This is a genomic window from Gilvimarinus polysaccharolyticus, from assembly GCF_001187555.1.
Classification (GTDB): Bacteria; Pseudomonadota; Gammaproteobacteria; order Pseudomonadales; family Cellvibrionaceae; genus Gilvimarinus; species Gilvimarinus polysaccharolyticus.
Window position 1 is genome coordinate 977145 of record NZ_LFIJ01000001.1, and the last position, 17672, is coordinate 994816.

Genomic DNA, 17672 nt, shown 5'->3' on the forward strand with positions numbered 1-17672 from the left:
CATCTTAATTTTAATTACCCATGCCTAGAGAGGTGTCTATGAAGCGTATTGGCAGATGGATCTATGCATTGGTTTTGTTGGCCGCGCTTGTTTTGGGTTTTGTATTTAACTCTGAAAATGCGTCTGAAGTTACAGTAACTCTGTTGGGTAACGTGTTGCCAACACTTAGGCTGGGCATTTGGTTATTAATATTTACACTGCTCGGTTTACTTTTAGGTTTTGCCTTAAACTTAATCCCCGCTATGGTGCTGCGCCGCTCACTTACTGCTGAGCGCAAGCGTAACGAGAAACTCGAGCAAGAAATTCAAACTCTAAGAAGTCAAAGCCTTCGGACTTAAGTAAATGGCCGATTTATTAATGTTTGGGCTTTTGCTGCTGGCTCTAGCCATTGGCTTTGTTGTAGGGCGTGGGCGTAGCTCCCGTAAACCGTTTAACTCCCCAAAAGATTACGCTCTTAATTATTACAAAGGCTTAAGTTATTTATTTAATGAGCAGCCTGATGATGCTATTGACGCCTTTATTGGCTCGTTAGCCGTTAATAGTGACACCCTTGAAACTCATTTGGCCCTCGGTAATATGCTGCGGCGGCGTGGTGAGGTAACTAAAGCTATAAAAATCCATCAAAACCTATTGGCCCGCCCAGGATTAAGTGTCCGTCAGCAACACGAAGCGCAATTAGAATTAGCGCGAGATTATATTAACGCCGGCTTACTTGATCGTGCCGAGGCTTTGCTGTTGGAGCTGGTAAAGTTGTCATCAGCCTCAAAAATGCAAGCCCTTAAGCATTTGGTCGAAATCTATCAAGATGAGAACGAGTGGGATGATGCGATCGCTATGGCGGGGTTGCTCGATCGTCCTAATAAAGGTTCGGATGCTGGGCAGGGGCTTGCGCAAATGCAGGCGCACTTTGCCTGTGAGCAAGCATTGCAAGATATGGCCGCGCACAATACAACTAAGGTACGAGCTCACCTACAAGAGGCGTTAAAGTTTGATCCTGGTTCTGTTCGAGCCAGTATTTTATTTGCACGTTTGGAGTTTTCATTAGGTCGGTATCGCGATGCGCTTAAATATTTACACAAAGTGCCAGAGCAGAATGCTGAATATCTAGTAGAGATATTGGATGTGTTGACCGAATGCTATGATCGCTTGGGTGAAACCCAAGCACTTGATCGTTATTTACAGCAACTGCTGATTGAGCACCCCAGCAATTCATTAATTATTAAAATTGCCGACCGGTTACGTTGGAGTCAAAACGATTACGTGGCCGCCGACTTTATTGCCGATCAACTTAAGCATAAGCCAAGTATCCGAACGCTTAATCGTTTGGTTGAATTGCATTTGCCGCATTCTGACGGTAAGGCGAAAGAGAACCTCGAGCTGTTAAAACAGTTGGTGGATCAAGTTATTGCGGAAAAACCTAGCTACTGCTGCAATGAATGTGGATTCACCGGTAATAGCTTGCACTGGCTGTGTCCTGGCTGTAAGTCCTGGGGCAGTGTGCGGCCTATTCGTGGTGTTGCTGGCGAGTAAATATTACCCTTTATTCTTTCAATTTCATACAACTGTAAAAAACCACTGATTTATTGTCTCTAGCGCGCAGAGTAAAGCTATCGCAATGTTGGCTGTCGTTCTGCGTTTTTTGGCAATTGACACAGGGGTTGACGATGAACGTTACAGTTTTTGGTGTGGGGTATGTCGGGCTGGTACAGGCTGCAGCGCTTGCGGAGGTGGGCCACCAGGTAATTTGTGTCGATATTGATAAGGCTAAGGTGGCGCGTCTTAATCAGGGCCATATTCCGATCTATGAGCCAGGGCTTGAGAGCGTGGTACGCGATAATTATCGCAGTGGCCGCTTAGTTTTCAGTGATGACCCCGCCGTTGGTGTGGCTCACGGTGATGTACAGTTTATTGCGGTCGGTACGCCGCCCGATGAGTCTGGCGCGGCAGACACTCAATATGTATTAAACGTGGCCAATACAATTGGCCGCTTGCTGAACAATTCTGCACTTGTGGTCAATAAATCTACTGTCCCTGTTGGCACCGCCGATAAAGTTGCGCAATGCATTGATGCTCGACTTAAGTCTCGCGGCCAGCGTTTCGCTGTCAGTGTGATTTCAAATCCGGAATTTTTAAAAGAAGGCTCAGCACTGGCAGACTGCATGAAGCCTGATCGTATTATTATTGGTACCGATGACGCTGCAGCTGAGGCGACGATGCGTGATTTATATGCGCCATTCAATCGCAATCATGAAAAAATTATCGTTATGGATGTGCGCAGCGCTGAGCTGACTAAATACGCTGCCAACTGCATGCTCGCCACCAAGATCAGTTTTATGAACGAAATTGCCAATATGGCTGAAAAACTTGGGGCGGATATCGAAGCTGTACGTTTAGGGATCGGCAGTGATCCACGTATTGGCTACCATTTTATTTACCCCGGTATCGGCTACGGCGGTTCTTGCTTTCCCAAAGATGTACGAGCGCTGATCAGTACCGCGAACTCGGTAGGGGTTAAAGCTGACGTTTTAAAAGCGGTAGAGCACCGTAACAATTGTCAGAAAAATACACTTTTCACAAAAATCTTTACTCACTTTCAGGGTGACTTGAAAGGCAAAACCTTTGCGTTATGGGGGCTTGCCTTTAAACCTAATACCGATGATATGCGCGAAGCTCCGGCCCGAGTACTGATAGAGGCATTGTGGCAAGCTGGCGCACGCGTTCAGGCCTATGATCCAGAGGCCATGGAGGAGGCGCAGCGTATTTACGGTGTACGTAACGATTTGCAGCTTGGTGGCACTAAAGAATTCGTGTTGGCGGGCGCCGATGCGCTAGTGGTTGTCACCGAGTGGCAAGCATTTCGCGCTCCAGACTTTGATGTTGTACGAGAGGCTCTAGTTGAGCCGGTGATCTTTGATGGTCGTAATATGTACGCACCAACAAAATTGGCCGAGCTGGGGTTTCATTACTATAGTGTCGGGCGGCCACATATCACGCAGATGTATCAGCCGGTATTAGGTCTCGCTTCTACAGAGCAATTGGCTGCAATCTAGTTACACGCGTTTTCTAATAGCGGCCTATATGCCAAAATAGGCGCCGATGCCCGAATGGGCGATTTAAGCTATTAGAGATACATTATGATCATACCGGTTTTGCTTGCGGGGGGCTCGGGTAATCGGCTCTGGCCACTCTCGCGGGAGTTATACCCTAAGCAGTGCATCAATTTAACCGACCCCGCTAAAACGCTGATTCAGCAAACGTTAGAGCGAGTAAGGCGCTGCGGTATAGATGCAGCTCCAGTAGTGGTGTGTAACAACGACCATAGGTTCTTGATTGCCCAGCAAATGCTCGAGCTGGGCATTTCTGGCACCATTATGTTAGAGCCCACGGCTCGTAATACGGCTGCAGCGATAGCTTTGGCTGCCCTCAAGGTGCAACAAAAAAATCCAGCGGCTAGTTTGTTAGTGCTACCGGCGGATCATCTTATCAACGATACCCAGCGCTTTTCCGACGTGGTTAACACCGCTTATGTGCGCGCAGAGGCTGGTGAGCTGGTGACCTTTGGTGTCGTGCCGAACCATCCCGAAACAGGGTATGGTTATATTGAGGCGGAACACTACGGTAAGGTCTCGCCCATTAAAGCTTTCCATGAAAAACCTAAACTTGCCACTGCGACACAATATGTGAATGCCGGTAACTATTACTGGAACAGTGGGATGTTTATGTTTACCCCTGATGCTTATTTGTCAGAGCTGCAACATTATCAGCCAGACGTCTATCAGGCGGTTAAGTTGGCCATGCTTGAGCGTTACACCGATTTAGATTTTGTGCGAGTCAGCGAATCGGCATTTTCTAAATCACCATCAATTTCTATCGATAACGGTATTATGGAGCATACCGCTAAAGGGACTGTGGTGCCTTATCATGGTGATTGGAGTGATATTGGTAGTTGGCAGACCGTGTATGACCATCACGCTAAAGATGAAGATGGCAATGTTGTCGTGGGTGATGTGCTACTTGAGGATGTGCAGAACTCATTAATTCGTTCAGATTCACGTCTGGTAACGGCCGTAGGTGTAAGTGACCTTGCGATAATTGATACCCATGATGCGCTACTGGTGATGTCGCGCAAGAATTCTCAGGCAGTAAAAACAATTGTTAATCGCTTAAAAAAGCACGAGCGCGCTGAAGTGCGGCAACATCAAAAAGTGTACCGTCCTTGGGGCAGCTATGAAACGGTTAACCTCGGCGAGCATTACCAAGTTAAACATGTAAAAGTAAATCCAGGGGCTAAGTTTGCGCTGCAAGTGCATCAACACCGTGCCGAGCATTGGGTTATTTTGCATGGCGTTGCCAAAGTTCGAATTGGTGAGCGCGAGCAAGTTTTGCACGCCAATGAATCTATCCATATTAATGTTGGCGACGTACACACGTTGCACAACCCTGGCACAACAGTATTGGACTTAATTGAGGTGCAAACGGGTGACTGTATTGATGAGGAAGATGTAGTGCGTTTTGCTAATTACTATCAAGATGATTCTGGGGGCGTAGGTGAGTCTTGACCGAAAGGTTTTGATTACAGGCGCCAACGGATTTATTGGTAGGCATCTGCGGGCAGGGCTGTTGCCTGAAGATGGCTACAGGGTGATTGCCGGTGTGCGCGATCCCGTCCGGGATGATGAGGTATTGGTGTCGGAATCTTTGAGCGTAGAGCAGTGGCGTGAACAATTACAAAGCGTCGATACTGTGATTCACGCGGCGGCTCGAGCGCATATTTTACGTGAAGATCAAGCTGATCCTAGCCGACTGTATCAACACATTAATACCGAGATGACGAGAAGCTTGGCGCTTGCGGCCTCTTTGGCTGGGGTGCGCCGGTTTATTTTTATCAGTACCATAGGTGTTAATGGCGCAGAAAATACAACCCCGTTTTCTGAGGAAGATAACCCATCTCCTGGCGATGATTACTCTTGGTCAAAATATCAGGCAGAGCTTGCGTTGTGGGAGCTCGCAAAAAGCTCTGCTATGGAAGTTGTTATTTTACGATTGCCGTTAGTGTACGGGCCTGGCGTCAAAGCTAATTTTCAATCCATGTTGCGTTGGATCGATTCACCAGTGCCGTTGCCGTTACGTTCGGTACGCAATAAACGCTCTTTACTTGGTGTCGATAATTTAGTGAGTTTTGTTCAGGTTGCGATATCTCACCGGGCAGCGGCTAATCAGTTGTTTCTATTGGCCGACTGCGACGATATAAGCACCCCTAAGTTGCTGGAGGCTCTTGCACTCGGGTTGGGGCGGCGTTCAAAACTACTTCCTTGCCCAAAAGGTTTACTGATTATGTTAGCTAAAATGCTTGGCAAAGGGGGGCAGGCGGTCAAGCTGTGTGGGTCACTGCAAATAGATGCAAGTAAAGCGAGGCGTTGTCTAGGTTGGGTGCCGCCACACTCTATTAATGACGGACTCATGCGTACGGCACAAGCATATCGTGATAGCACCGAACGTAAATGCCCGAGGGGCTCAATATGATTCAGCCTTTAATGATGGTAGGTTTGATGGTTGCGAGCTTTATGCTGACCGCAAGTTTGACCGGTGTTGTTCGTTTTTATGCGCTGCGCCGCGGCCTTCTAGATGCACCAAGCAATCGCTCATCACATACAGTTTCCACTCCAAGGGGCGGTGGCCTGGCTATCGTCATCGTCATGCTGGCGCTGTTGCTAACACTAGTCGCGGTCAGTGCTACAGACATTAGCGCTCTTGTCGTTATCGTTATGGCGGCTCTCTTGGTTGCGGCTGTAGGGTTTTGGGATGATCACGGCCACGTCCGTGCTGGGGTACGTTTATTGGTGCACCTTTTAGCGGGGGGCACGCTGGTTTTGTTCTTGCCTCGTTTTCATGTGAATTTTTTAAGCATTGATATAGCGGCTGGGCTATTGGGTGTCTGTGTCTTAGCGTTGCTTGTTGCCTGGTATATCAACCTGTTCAATTTTATGGATGGGATTAATGGCATTGCCGCGTTTCAGGCCATGTTTGTATTTTCCGGTTATGCCTGGCTTGCTTATAGTTTTGGTGCGCCCGAATTAACTGCGCCTGCTTTGTGTGTTCTGGCAAGCACGGCTGGCTTTACATGGTGGAACTTCCCACGTGCACGAATTTTTATGGGTGATGTCGGTAGCGGTTTTCTTGGCGCGCTCACAATGGGTTTTCTTTTTGTACTAAGCGGGGCTGCAGAAGGGTTGTTTTGGGCCGGGCTGTTATTGTCGGGGGTTTTTATTGTTGATTCGACATTAACGCTAATGCACCGGCTGTATCGTGGTGAGACGGTTTACAAAGCTCACCGGACCCACGCTTACCAATACGCAGCTCGCCGTTATGGCTCGCCCACCTTAGTGACGCTGGCACTGGCTGGGGGAAATGTCGTCTGGTTGCTGCCTGTGGCATGGGTGGCAGCGGCGGGCTTGTTGCCGGGTTGGGTTGCATTGCTGATTGGCTACACACCTTTGATTATACTGGCATGTGTTTTTAAGGCGGGAAGTGCCGAGCGTTAGGTTAGGTCGACACTTCCTAAATACTACTTGATGACTCGTAATTGAGCGCTCTTAGTCTTGTGGAGCCACACCGCATCGCCCAGGGCCTCTTCTGTGGCGTAACCCGTAGGTGCGCGCATTAGCAGTTCGCGCACGCGGTCACAGGCGTAGTCATGGCAGGCGCGGTCAAGCTCGGTTAGCAGCGCCTCTGTGTCGGGCCAGCTAAGGCAAAACTCCTCGGCGCTCATGATTCTATCGTGCGCTGTTCCTGTGACGTTATCGCCTATCAATAATTCTTCGTAGAGTTTTTCACCGGGGCGTAAGCCAGTATAAGTAATCTCGATATCGCCATCGGGCAGCTCGGGGCTTTTAACGGTTAAGCCCGACAAGTGAACCATACGCCTGGCCAGGTCGACGATTTTAACGGGCTCTCCCATGTCGAGTACTAAAACGTCGCCACCAGTACCCATTGCGCCGGCTTGAATAACCAGCTCTGCAGCCTCAGGGATGGTCATAAAATATCGGATGATTTCTGGGTGAGTTACTGTGACTGGGCCACCGAGTTTAATTTGTTGTCGAAATAGTGGCACGACCGATCCCGAAGAACCCAATACATTGCCAAATCGAACCATGCTAAAACGCGTGCCTTTCTGGCGGTGTGAAAGGCCTTGCAGAACCAGTTCGGCCATACGTTTAGACGCGCCCATGATGTTAGTGGGGCGTACGGCTTTATCGGTGGAGATTAAAACAAACGACTCTACCCCTGCACGTATCGCGGCTTCGGCTGTGTACCAAGTACCGTAAACGTTATTGCGAACGCCTTCGACAATATTGTGCTCAACTAAGGGGACGTGCTTGTAGGCGGCGGCGTGATATACAGTTTGCACGCCGAAGGTGCGCATAACTGTTTCAACCCGATGTTCGCGCTGTACCGAGCCAAGCAACGGAATAATTTCGGTCGTGATTTTTTTTTCGGCCAATATCTGTTTAAGCTCGGATTCAAGTCGATAAAGGCTAAATTCATTAAGCTCAAACAGTACGATACGCTTTGGCGCCTGCAAAACAATTTGTCGGCACAGCTCGCCGCCAATCGATCCGCCTGCACCGGTGACCATCACCGCTTTTCCGGTAATGCAGGAGCTGAGCAGGTCGGTGTTGGCTTTGACTGGGTCGCGGCCCAAGAGGTCTTCAATATCGACATCGCGAATATGTTCGATCCGAGCGCGGCCACTAATTAAGTCGGGAATCGCAGGTGCCGTCTGCACGGATACACCCATTGGCTCAAGCCCTTTAATAATTTGGGCGCGACGTGAGTGGGGGGCACTACCAAGTGCTAGGAGTACTCGGGTAGCGCCAAATTTTCGGATGATATGAGGTAGTTGGGTTGGGCTTTGAACCTTGAGATTGGCAAACACCGAGCCTTGCCGAGCGATATTGTCGTCGACAAAAGCAACCACCTTATAATTTGTTGCTTTAAGTGCTAAACGTAATTGGTGGCCGGTATAACCAGCGCCATAAACGATTACGGGTTCACGTTTGCCTTGATGGGTGCCGTTTAGCAGCATTACCAAGTGATGCACTAATAAACGCGGCCCGCCGATTATGATGAGGGTAATCGTCAAGTAAATAAGGGGTACAGAGCGGGGAATGAATGAGTGTGTGAAAAAGCTACCTACAGCTAAGATAAGCGCTGAAAAACAGCTGCCTAGGAATACCGTATTGAGTGCCTGTGGTGTCATGTAGCGTAAGATTGCACGATACATACCCATGCGTATAAATGCGCCAAGCGTGCAGACAACAGTGATGGCTAAAGTGGCGAGCTCGCGCTGGGTGATCGGTATTTCAAAGCTGCCAAGACGTAGGCAAATTGCGATATAAAACGAGCAGGTGATCGCCAGAGTGTCGTAGGCAAGAGAGATGATCCTCTTGGTCGTTCTGGAGGACTCGAAAAGCGCTTTAAGCATGTTGTACGGCCTTAGGGTGAGCGTCACGCTGTGCTGATTCCTTATCGGTGTAGTATACGTGCTTTTCTGGGCAAAAGTGAGATGTTACGAGCAATAATCAGTATTATTCAATAACTTAGGCTCGGAAGCTGTTAGAAATTGTTACCTGCTATCAACAAAAAAAACTTGCGTGCTGTTAATCGGGCTGATAAAGTTCGCGCCCAGTTGTCGGGCACTATTGCCTCTGATGGCTCTTGTCTATTGTACGACCGTAGCTCAGTTGGTTAGAGCACTACCTTGACATGGTAGGGGTCGGTGGTTCGAATCCACTCGGTCGTACCAATTCCCTTTCTATATCAATATCTTGCGTTTTTCGTGCGGTAAACAAAACCAAAGTGTTTGTTGCTGGCGGCGGCTAATACACGATTTTAGTGTTTGCAGTATTGAGCGCAGAACCTTAACGAGCCCTGAATGGTTTTTTCTACACTGGCGGCGTAGGTATCCCTAGGAATGCTGTCTGCAGCGCTGTTGTTGTCTTACGGCATACTTCCCATTACCGCCTGCTTTCGCCTCTTAAGCTGTCGAATCTAGTGAGAGGCCGCTGGTACGATTTGCCGCTTGAGTTTCTTGTTCGCGCTTGAAAAGCAAAAAATAGCCCCCAGTTACACAACCTGAACTGAACAGTGCCGCCATTAAGCGGCTGGTTATTTTGTATACAGGAGTCGTACCATGACCGTAGCAGCGCAAAAAGAAACACGAGGCTTTCAGACTGAGGCAAAACAGCTTCTACACCTGATGATTCACTCGCTTTACTCCAATCGCGAAATATTCTTGCGCGAGCTAGTTTCAAACGCTTCCGATGCAGCCGATAAGCTGCGCTTTGCTGCGGTAAAAAATGATAGCTTGTATGAGGGTGATGGCGACCTAAAAGTGCGAGTAAGTGTTGATGCCGAGGCTAAGACAGTGACCATTAGCGATAATGGTATCGGTATGAGCCGCGAAGATGTGATCGAGAACTTGGGTACTATTGCCAAGTCAGGCACTGCTGCATTTATGCAGAATTTGACCGGTGATGAGAAAAAAGATGCCCAGCTTATTGGTCAGTTTGGGGTGGGTTTTTACTCCTCTTTTATTGTTGCTGACAAAGTGGTTGTGACTACTCGTAAAGCGGGCGCCCCAACAAGCGAAGGTGTGCGTTGGGAGTGTGATGGCGAAGCCGAGTTTGATATTGAAACTATCGAGCGGGCCGAACGCGGCACTAGTATTGTATTGCACCTAAAAGACGATGCGGTTGAGTTTGCCGACGACTGGCGCTTGCGCTCTATCATTAAAAAATATTCTGATCACATCGCGATTCCCGTTGTGATGCAAAAGCAAGAGCCTGCAGCCGAAGGTGAAGAGCCGCCTGCGCCCGAAGATGAAGTGGTGAATACGGCTAAAGCTTTGTGGACACGCTCGCGCTCTGATGTGAGCGAAGATGAATATCATGAGTTTTATAAGCATGTCAGTCACGATTATGCGGCCCCATTAACCTGGAGTCACAATCGTGTTGAGGGCAAGCTCGACTACACCAGTCTGCTGTATGTACCGGCTAAAGCACCGTTTGACTTGTATAACCGTGAAGGTGCGCGCGGCTTAAAATTGTATGTGCAGCGCACCTATATTATGGATGATGCAGAGCAGTTCTTACCTTTATATTTGCGCTTTATTAAAGGCGTAGTCGACTCCAACGATTTGTCGCTTAACGTTTCTCGTGAGATTTTGCAAAAAGATCCTAATATCGACAGTATGCGTTCGGCATTAACCAAGCGCGTTTTAGATATGCTGGGTAAGCTTGCCAAAAACAAACCAGAAGAGTATGCAAGCTTTTGGAAAGAGTTTGGTGAGGTGTTAAAAGAAGGCCCGGCCGAAGATTTTGCCAACCGTGAAAAAATCGCTAAGCTGCTGCGCTTTTCAACCACGTTGAGTAACTCTCCAAATCAAGATCAATCGCTGGAAGGCTATGTTGAGCGTATGCAGCCCGGTCAAGATAAAATTTATTACATCGCTGCCGAAAATCACAATACCGCCAAAAATAGCCCACACCTTGAGGTGTTTCGTAAAAAGGGTATCGAGGTGTTGCTGTTGTCAGATCGCGTCGATGAGTGGTTGATGAGTCATTTGGCTGAGTTTGATGGCAAGGCGCTGCAAGATGTAGGTAAAGGTGAGCTCGATTTGGGTGATCTAGACTCTGAGGAAGATAAAGAGGCGCAAGAAAAAGTCGCCGAAGCGCTTAAGCCTTTACTTGATCGGGTAAAAGTAGCGTTAGGTGATGAGGTTGCTGATGTGCGCCTTACCCATCGTTTAACAGAGTCTCCGGCGTGTGTTGTTGTAGCTGAGGATGAAATGGGTGCACAGATGCGGCGTTTGCTAGAGTCGGCCGGTCAAGCCGTGCCTGAGTCGAAGCCTATTTTTGAAGTTAATCCCGATCACCCCTTGGTACAAAAGCTCGATCAAGAACAGGATGAAGATCGTTTCGTTGACCTAAGTAAGGTCTTGTTTGATCAAGCAAGCTTAGCGGAAGGGAGCCATTTGAGTGATCCAGCCGCTTATGTGCAACGCCTGAATAAGCTATTGCTGGAGCTTAGCAATTAAAGTTTTTAATCCGGTCGTTGATAAAATTTTTGTTTAAAGTTTTATCGATGATACAAAAACGCCCGCATTGTTGCGGGCGTTTTTGTATCTGACTATAAATTATTTTGGGGTGTTATCGCGTGTTTTTAGATAACTTTGATAGTCGGGGACGCTGCGCTCAAAGGCGTCATTAAAGAGCGGTGATGTCACCATAAAGTCAGCGCTAATAGGGTTGCAAGCAACCGGAATATTCCAGACGGCGGCGATTCTTAGTAGGGCCTTTACATCAGGATCGTGAGGCATTGGCTCGAATGGATCCCAGAAAAATATTAAAAAATCGACTTTACCTTCGGTAATTAAAGCCCCTACCTGTTGGTCGCCACCTAGCGGGCCGCTGATTAATTTTTCGATATTTAGCCCTGTCGCCGCACTAATTACCGTGCCGGTGGTGCCGGTGGCGTAAAGCTTGTGATTGGCAAGGTCGTCGCTGTGTTTTTTGCACCAGCGAACAATATCCGGCTTTTTATTGTCATGGGCGATGAGTGCGATGGACTTGTTGGCCGGTAAAGTAATTTTTTTATATTCCATAACGGGCTCCTAGTTTTTAATTTTTCCGAGTATTCTATCCATTGCTCGGGTGGTTAGAATACGCTTTAGTGCACCCATTAAATAGGTGGGGAAAGTGACATAATAACGTGCTTTGGGGCGTTTTGCGGTTAGTGCATGATGCAGCTTTTTGTACACAGCTTCTGGCCCTAAAGTAAAGCGCGATACTGGCCCCGGCGTACTTAATCGCGCTATGGCTGAGGCGTATTGAAAGCCAAAACGACTACTGTTTATATCGATATTGTCATTTAGTGCACGCAAAGCGTTGGGGCGAAATTCACTGCTTATTGGGCCTGGCTCAATCAGACTAATGCGGATATTGGTGTCGGCCAGCTCGAGTCTCTGTGTGTCGCTGAGCCCTTCAAGAGCAAATTTGCTGGCATTGTACGCGCCGCGAAAAGGCATGGCCGCAAATCCGAGTACTGAGCTGTTGTGTACGATCCGCCCAGAGTTTTGTTGATGCATGATTTTTATGACGGCATTAGTTAGTTCGCACCAGCCAAAAAAGTTGGTCTCGAATTGTTTACGTAGCGTGTCGCGGGTTAAGTCTTCTACCGCTCCCGGCTGGCCGTAAGCGCCGTTATTAAAAAGTGCATCAAGCTTGCCGCCTGTTAGCTCTAAGGTTTTGGCTAATCCAGTACTAATACTGTCACTGCAAGATACGTCGAGCTGAATGCAGCATAGCCCTTCGGCTTGCAGGCGCGATACATCGTCGAGCTTGCGGCAGCTGGCGACAACCTGCCAACCATCTTTTTGTAGTGCGTGTGAGCAATAGTAGCCGATGCCGCTGGAGCATCCGGTGATTAATATGCTGGGTTTGTTCGTCACAGTTACAGCTCCATAGTAGATACAAAAAAGCCCACCAAAAAGGTGGGCTTTTTGACAAAACGTGCGGTTATTATACCGCTACGTTTTGAATTTCTACCGAGGCAATACGCTTACCTTCGTCGGCAGATTTTTGGTACTGTTCAATCTCATTAAAGTTGAGGTAGCGGTAAATATCCGCGCTCATGCTGTCAAGATCGTTGGTGTAGCTTAGATACTCTTCTTTGGTTGGAATCTTACCCATGATTGCTGCAACCGCCGCCAGCTCGGCAGAGGCCAAGTAAACATTGGCGCCTTGTCCCAAGCGGTTGGGGAAGTTGCGGGTAGAGGTAGATACCACGGTAGAGCTAGGAGCAACACGTGCCTGGTTGCCCATGCACAAAGAGCAGCCGGGCATTTCGGTGCGGGCACCTTTGCGACCAAAGATGTTGTAGTAGCCTTCCTCCATCAATTGGTGCTCGTCCATTTTGGTGGGCGGTGCAATCCAGAGGCGGGTTGCCAGCTCGTCTTTCGACGCGTCAAGCAGTTTGCCCGCTGCGCGGAAGTGACCAATGTTGGTCATACACGAACCGATAAACACTTCATCGATGTTGGTGTTTTGAACTTCGGCCAGGGTTTTAACGTCGTCTGGGTCGTTAGGGCAGGCGAGGATAGGCTCTTTAATATCGGCTAGGTCGATCTCAATAACCGCAGCGTATTCGGCATCGGCATCGGCTTCCATCAGTTCCGGGTTGGCCAGCCATGCTTCCATTTTTTGAGCGCGACGCTCTAGGGTGCGAACATCGCCATAGCCTTGTTCGATCATCCAGCGCAACATAACAACGTTGGATTTTAAGTACTCAATAATAGGCTCTTCGCCGAGCTTAATGGTACAGCCTGCAGCCGAACGCTCGGCAGATGCATCTGAAATTTCAAATGCTTGCTCAACTTTAAGGTTAGGCAGGCCTTCCACTTCGAGAATGCGACCGGAAAAAATATTCTTTTTGCCTTTCTTGTCGACGGTAAGCAGGCCGGCTTTAATGGCATAAAGCGGGATGGCGTTTACCAAATCACGTAGAGTGATTCCCTTTTGCATTTCGCCTTTAAAGCGTACGAGTACGGATTCTGGCATATCCAATGGCATAACGCCGGTGGCTGCAGCAAACGCGACTAGGCCCGAGCCTGCGGGGAATGAAATACCCAGCGGGAAGCGAGTGTGTGAGTCACCACCAGTACCTACGGTGTCGGGCAGTAGCATACGGTTTAACCAGCTGTGAATAATGCCATCTGCAGGGCGTAGAGAAACGCCGCCGCGATTCATAATAAAGTCGGGCAGGGTGTGCTGGGTTTCAATGTCTACAGGCTTGGGGTACGCCGCGGTGTGACAAAAAGACTGCATGGTTAAATCTGCCGAGAAGCCGAGGCAAGCCAAGTCTTTTAGTTCGTCGCGGGTCATGGGGCCGGTGGTGTCTTGCGAGCCAACGGTGGTCATTTGCGGTTCGCAGTAAGTGCCGGGACGCACGCCTAGTGTGCCGCAGGCTTTACCTACCATTTTTTGCGCTAAGGTGTAGCCTTTGCTTGAATCAGCTGGCTGCTCTGGCAGGCGAAACATGTCACCTGCATCTAACCCTAAAGAGGTGCGTGCTTTGGTGGTTAAGCCACGGCCTACAATAAGAGGGATACGGCCGCCGGCTTGAACTTCATCCAAAAGTACGTCTGATTTAAGTTCGAATTCGCAAATCACATCACCGGTTTCGGCGTTGAGGATTTTGCCATCGTAAGGACGTACTTCAATAACGTCGCCCATGTTTAAATTGTCAACCGGGGCTTCAAAGACTAAAGCGCCAGCGTCTTCCATGGTGTTGTAAAAAATAGGGGCGACTTTGCCGCCAATACATACACCGCCAGTACGTTTGTTGGGGACGCCTGGAATATCTTCGCCGATGTACCACAGAACCGAGTTGGTGGCCGATTTACGCGATGAACCAGTGCCGACGACGTCGCCAACAAATGCCAAAGGGTTGCCTTTGGCTAATAGCTCGTCGATCAACTTGATCGGGCCAACATTACCTTCGTCTTCTGGGACAATACCTTCGCGGCCTATTTTAAACATGGCGCGGGCGTGCAGCGGAATGTCGGGGCGTGACCAGGCGTCTTGAGCGGGGGAAAGATCATCGGTGTTAGTTTCACCGGTGACTTTAAATACCGTTAGTTTGATGCTCTCTGGAACATTGTTGCGACCGGTAAACCATTCGGCATCGGCCCAAGATTGCACCACTTCTTTGGCGTGAGCGTTGCCAGCTTTGGCTTTTTCTTCCACGTCGTGAAACGCATCAAACATAAGCAAGGTATGTTTAAGCTCGGCGGCAGCTAGCGGTGCTAGGGTTTTATCGTCCAGCGATTTTACCAGCGTCTCTATGTTGTAGCCGCCGTGCATGGAGCCTAGCAGCTTAATAGCGTGAGGCTTGTCGATAAGAGGTGATTGAGCTTCGTCGTCAACCAGCGCACTTAAAAACGCGGCTTTAACATAAGCGGCCTCGTCCACACCGGGTGGAACACGATCGGTGATCAGCTCTAGCAGAAAGTCTTCTTCTCCAGCGGGTGGATTTTTTAATAGCTCGACCAAGCCTGCAACTTGTTCAGCGTTTAATGGTTTTGGTACAACACCTTCTGCTGCGCGTTCTGCAACATGTTTGCGATAAGCTTCAAGCACGATTGTGATCCTCTGATTTTAATTTGATGTACTCCGCCAGCAGGATCGCTGCTTAGGAGGCTATCCATGACCCACATGGATGAGGTGCCCTTTAGTGGGCGAATCGGGCGCGAATTATACATCATGACGACCTAACTGTTAACTACTGCCTTTGTTGATATGGTTTGATATGCCTCTGTGGTAGCGCAATCATTCATGTTATTATGCTTCAAAACCCGTAGCCTTATGTTGTTTGGGGGCCAGTATGGGGCTTTATAAATAATACGAGATAGAATTTTATGCAAAAATTATTGTGTAGTGTGGGCCTTATCTTATCGGCTACGGCTTGCACCCAATCGCCAACGCAGAATATAACCGAAGCTCAAGCTGTTAGAGCGAGCCACTATTGTGCGGTTGCTGCGGACTACCAAGCCCCTGCAGGCACTTTAAAGGCGGCGCGAATAGCCGCAGCCGACTTCAGTGAACCTGGTTTATACGAAGGGCCAGTGTGGACGAATGGTAAGTTGTTGTTTTCACGCTTTGGCTTTGAGGCGGGCTTTCCTTCAAATATTTTAAGTTATGACGGTCAACGCGTCAGTATGGCGCTGGCAGATGCTGGCAGTAATGGTCTGGCGCTCGATAATGCCAATCAGCTGCTCGCAGGAACCCACAAATACAAGGCGGTGGCACGGTTTGATCTAAACGGTGCGGCGCGCAAAGATCTCGCTCGCGAATATCGCGACAATCGCTTTAACTCGCCCAATGATTTGACCATGAGTTCCCGTGGCGATGTTTATTTTACTGATCCAGACTTTCAGCGCGCCGCGGCTCCTGGCGGGCAGGATGCCACAAGGGTGTATCGTATTGATGGTACAGGGCAGGTGAGCGTGGTGGACGACTCTATCGCCAACCCCAATGGTATTTCGCTGTCTCCCGATGAGCAAACCCTCTATGTCGCCGGTGGCGGCGAGCAGGGTTTTATTCGCGCCTACCCGCTAAATCAGGGTGAGGCCGGTGCCGGGCGAACGTTCTTAGCGGATGTCACTGTGCCCGATGGCATGGCGGTCGATTGTCTGGGTAATATTTACGTGACTGAGCACACCAAGCAGCAAGTGCGAGTTATTAGCCCAGAGGGGGATGAGATTGCTGTTATTAAGGTCGATGCTAATGTCACTAACGGCGCATTTGGTGGCGAGGATGGTAAAACGCTGTATTTAACCGGCGCTGGAGCGCTCTGGTCTATCAATCTGGACGTTGCCGGCCTGCCATACTAGCCTCTATTATGCGGGGCGGCGGCATCTTTGCTGTCGCCCCCTCCCATCGGTAGCATTCCCGTGTAAAATACCGGCCTGATTCATCGTATCGGACTGACATGGCTGTATTTAAATCTGTAAAAACCCCCTGTGTTGGCATCTGTTCGACGGGTATTGGTGACAGTGTTTGTCGCGGTTGTAAGCGTTTTACCCACGAAGTCATTCACTGGAATGGCTATGCCGAAGAGCAGCGTCGCATTATCGCCGAAAGACTTGAGAGTTATCTTACCCAAGTGGTTGATAACCGTATCGAGGTGCTCGATCAAGCGCTGCTGTTAACCCAAGTTAAGCATCAACAAATACAGTTTAATATCGAGCAGACGCCGCAGTGCTGGGTGTTTGATTTGTTGCGTGCCGGCGCCAGTCAAATTACCTCATTGGCCGATTACGGTATTGCCGTGCGGCGCGAGTGGCAAGACTGCTCGTTAACAGTGATTCGCGACGATATTGATAAAGATTTTTATGCGCTTTCATGCGCCTATTACGAACGGTATATTGCGCCGGGTTTGCCGGGGTAAGCAGGGTTATTTTATGAATGATTTACAGGCTATTAATGATTTTTTGTATTGTGAAACACCGGATAGCTGGATTGCCGGCGCGCTTGCCAATATAGATCTGTTGTTACTTGATCACGCTAACTGTGAAAAAAAAGCCGCGTCTACAGCGTTAAACTTAATGTACCGCTATGTGGACGATTTTGAGCTGTTAAATAAAATGTCGCGTTTAGCGCGAGAAGAGTTACGTCACTTTGAGCAAGTGATCGCGATTATGCAAAGCCGGGGTATTGCCTACGAGCAAATCGGCGCGGCCAGTTACGCGGCTGATTTGCGCAAGCCTGTGCGTACTCATGAACCCGCTCGTCTGGTTGATACTTTAATTGTCGGGGCTATTATTGAGGCGCGCTCTTGTGAACGATTTGCCAAGTTGGCGCCGCACTTGGACGATGAATTACAGCGGTTTTATTTGTCGCTATTGAAGTCTGAAGCGCGCCATTTTAAAGATTATCTAAAGCTTGCCCAAAAAGGGGCGGGTGGCCCGATTGATGATCGTCTGGAGGTGTTTTTAACACTGGAGAAAAGCTTGGTGCAAACAGTAGATGCTGAGTTTCGTTTCCATAGTGGGGCTGTCGCCAGCTAAGCTGCAGGGTCGCTTAGTGCCAGCCATAAAAAAGCCCTGCAAT

At 49.0% G+C, this 17672-nt stretch carries 14 protein-coding genes and 1 tRNA gene; 11 read left to right on the forward strand and 4 right to left on the reverse strand.

What is annotated here, in order from left to right; all coding sequences use genetic code 11:
- The first annotated feature begins 38 nt into the window (after window positions 1–38).
- The 6 genes from GILYN3_RS04065 (at window position 39) to GILYN3_RS04090 (ending at window position 6542) form a co-directional block, all read left to right on the forward strand.
- Window positions 39–338 carry a lipopolysaccharide assembly protein LapA domain-containing protein gene (locus GILYN3_RS04065; RefSeq protein ID WP_049721669.1) on the forward strand — a complete coding sequence of 100 codons (300 nt, stop codon included), beginning with the start codon at window positions 39–41 and terminating at the stop codon, window positions 336–338.
- Between the two features lie 4 nt (window positions 339–342).
- The gene (gene lapB / locus GILYN3_RS04070; RefSeq protein ID WP_049721670.1) at window positions 343–1530 is read left to right on the forward strand and encodes a lipopolysaccharide assembly protein LapB; all 1188 of its coding nucleotides are present in this window, start codon (window positions 343–345) and stop codon (window positions 1528–1530) included.
- Between the two features lie 134 nt (window positions 1531–1664).
- Window positions 1665–3050, forward strand: a complete 1386-nt coding sequence (locus GILYN3_RS04075; RefSeq protein WP_049721671.1) for a UDP-glucose dehydrogenase family protein — start codon at window positions 1665–1667, stop codon at window positions 3048–3050.
- Window positions 3051–3134: 84 nt separating this feature from the next.
- Window positions 3135–4559 carry a mannose-1-phosphate guanylyltransferase/mannose-6-phosphate isomerase gene (locus GILYN3_RS04080; protein WP_049721672.1) on the forward strand — a complete coding sequence of 475 codons (1425 nt, stop codon included), beginning with the start codon at window positions 3135–3137 and terminating at the stop codon, window positions 4557–4559.
- Window positions 4549–5523, forward strand: a complete 975-nt coding sequence (locus tag GILYN3_RS04085; RefSeq protein WP_049721673.1) for an NAD-dependent epimerase/dehydratase family protein — start codon at window positions 4549–4551, stop codon at window positions 5521–5523. The genes GILYN3_RS04080 and GILYN3_RS04085 overlap by 11 nt, the downstream gene beginning before the upstream one ends.
- A complete protein-coding gene (locus GILYN3_RS04090) occupies window positions 5520–6542 on the forward strand; it encodes an MraY family glycosyltransferase (protein ID WP_198147276.1) in 1023 nt (340 codons plus the stop codon). The genes GILYN3_RS04085 and GILYN3_RS04090 overlap by 4 nt, the downstream gene beginning before the upstream one ends.
- A gap of 23 nt (window positions 6543–6565) precedes the next feature.
- On the opposite strand, the gene GILYN3_RS04095 is transcribed toward GILYN3_RS04090, so the two are convergent.
- Complete coding sequence (locus GILYN3_RS04095; protein WP_049721674.1) at window positions 6566–8485, reverse strand: polysaccharide biosynthesis protein; 1920 nt, start codon at window positions 8483–8485, stop codon at window positions 6566–6568.
- 244 nt (window positions 8486–8729) lie between these two features.
- On the opposite strand from GILYN3_RS04095, the gene GILYN3_RS04100 reads away from it, so the two are divergent.
- Both GILYN3_RS04100 and htpG read left to right on the forward strand, forming a co-directional pair.
- A tRNA-Val gene (locus GILYN3_RS04100) sits at window positions 8730–8806 on the forward strand.
- A 387-nt stretch (window positions 8807–9193) separates the two neighbouring features.
- A complete protein-coding gene (gene htpG, locus GILYN3_RS04105) occupies window positions 9194–11098 on the forward strand; it encodes a molecular chaperone HtpG (RefSeq protein WP_049721675.1) in 1905 nt (634 codons plus the stop codon).
- Between the two features lie 99 nt (window positions 11099–11197).
- On the opposite strand, the gene GILYN3_RS04110 is transcribed toward htpG, so the two are convergent.
- The 3 genes from GILYN3_RS04110 to acnB form a co-directional block, all read right to left on the reverse strand.
- Entirely contained in the window at window positions 11198–11665 is a 468-nt protein-coding gene (locus tag GILYN3_RS04110; RefSeq protein ID WP_049721676.1) for a methylglyoxal synthase, read from the reverse strand.
- A 9-nt stretch (window positions 11666–11674) separates the two neighbouring features.
- On the reverse strand, window positions 11675–12511 hold the full coding sequence (locus tag GILYN3_RS04115) for an SDR family oxidoreductase (protein WP_049721677.1): 837 nt from the start codon (window positions 12509–12511) through the stop codon (window positions 11675–11677).
- Between the two features lie 70 nt (window positions 12512–12581).
- Window positions 12582–15200, reverse strand: a complete 2619-nt coding sequence (gene acnB, locus GILYN3_RS04120; protein WP_049721678.1) for a bifunctional aconitate hydratase 2/2-methylisocitrate dehydratase — start codon at window positions 15198–15200, stop codon at window positions 12582–12584.
- 278 nt (window positions 15201–15478) lie between these two features.
- On the opposite strand from acnB, the gene GILYN3_RS04125 reads away from it, so the two are divergent.
- From GILYN3_RS04125 to miaE, 3 genes are all read left to right on the forward strand, one after another.
- Window positions 15479–16453 carry an SMP-30/gluconolactonase/LRE family protein gene (locus GILYN3_RS04125; RefSeq protein ID WP_084005086.1) on the forward strand — a complete coding sequence of 325 codons (975 nt, stop codon included), beginning with the start codon at window positions 15479–15481 and terminating at the stop codon, window positions 16451–16453.
- Window positions 16454–16551: 98 nt separating this feature from the next.
- On the forward strand, window positions 16552–17010 hold the full coding sequence (locus tag GILYN3_RS04130; RefSeq protein WP_049721679.1) for a DUF1289 domain-containing protein: 459 nt from the start codon (window positions 16552–16554) through the stop codon (window positions 17008–17010).
- 13 nt (window positions 17011–17023) lie between these two features.
- The gene (gene miaE, locus GILYN3_RS04135) at window positions 17024–17629 is read left to right on the forward strand and encodes a tRNA-(ms[2]io[6]A)-hydroxylase (protein ID WP_049721680.1); all 606 of its coding nucleotides are present in this window, start codon (window positions 17024–17026) and stop codon (window positions 17627–17629) included.
- Window positions 17630–17672 lie beyond the last annotated feature (43 nt).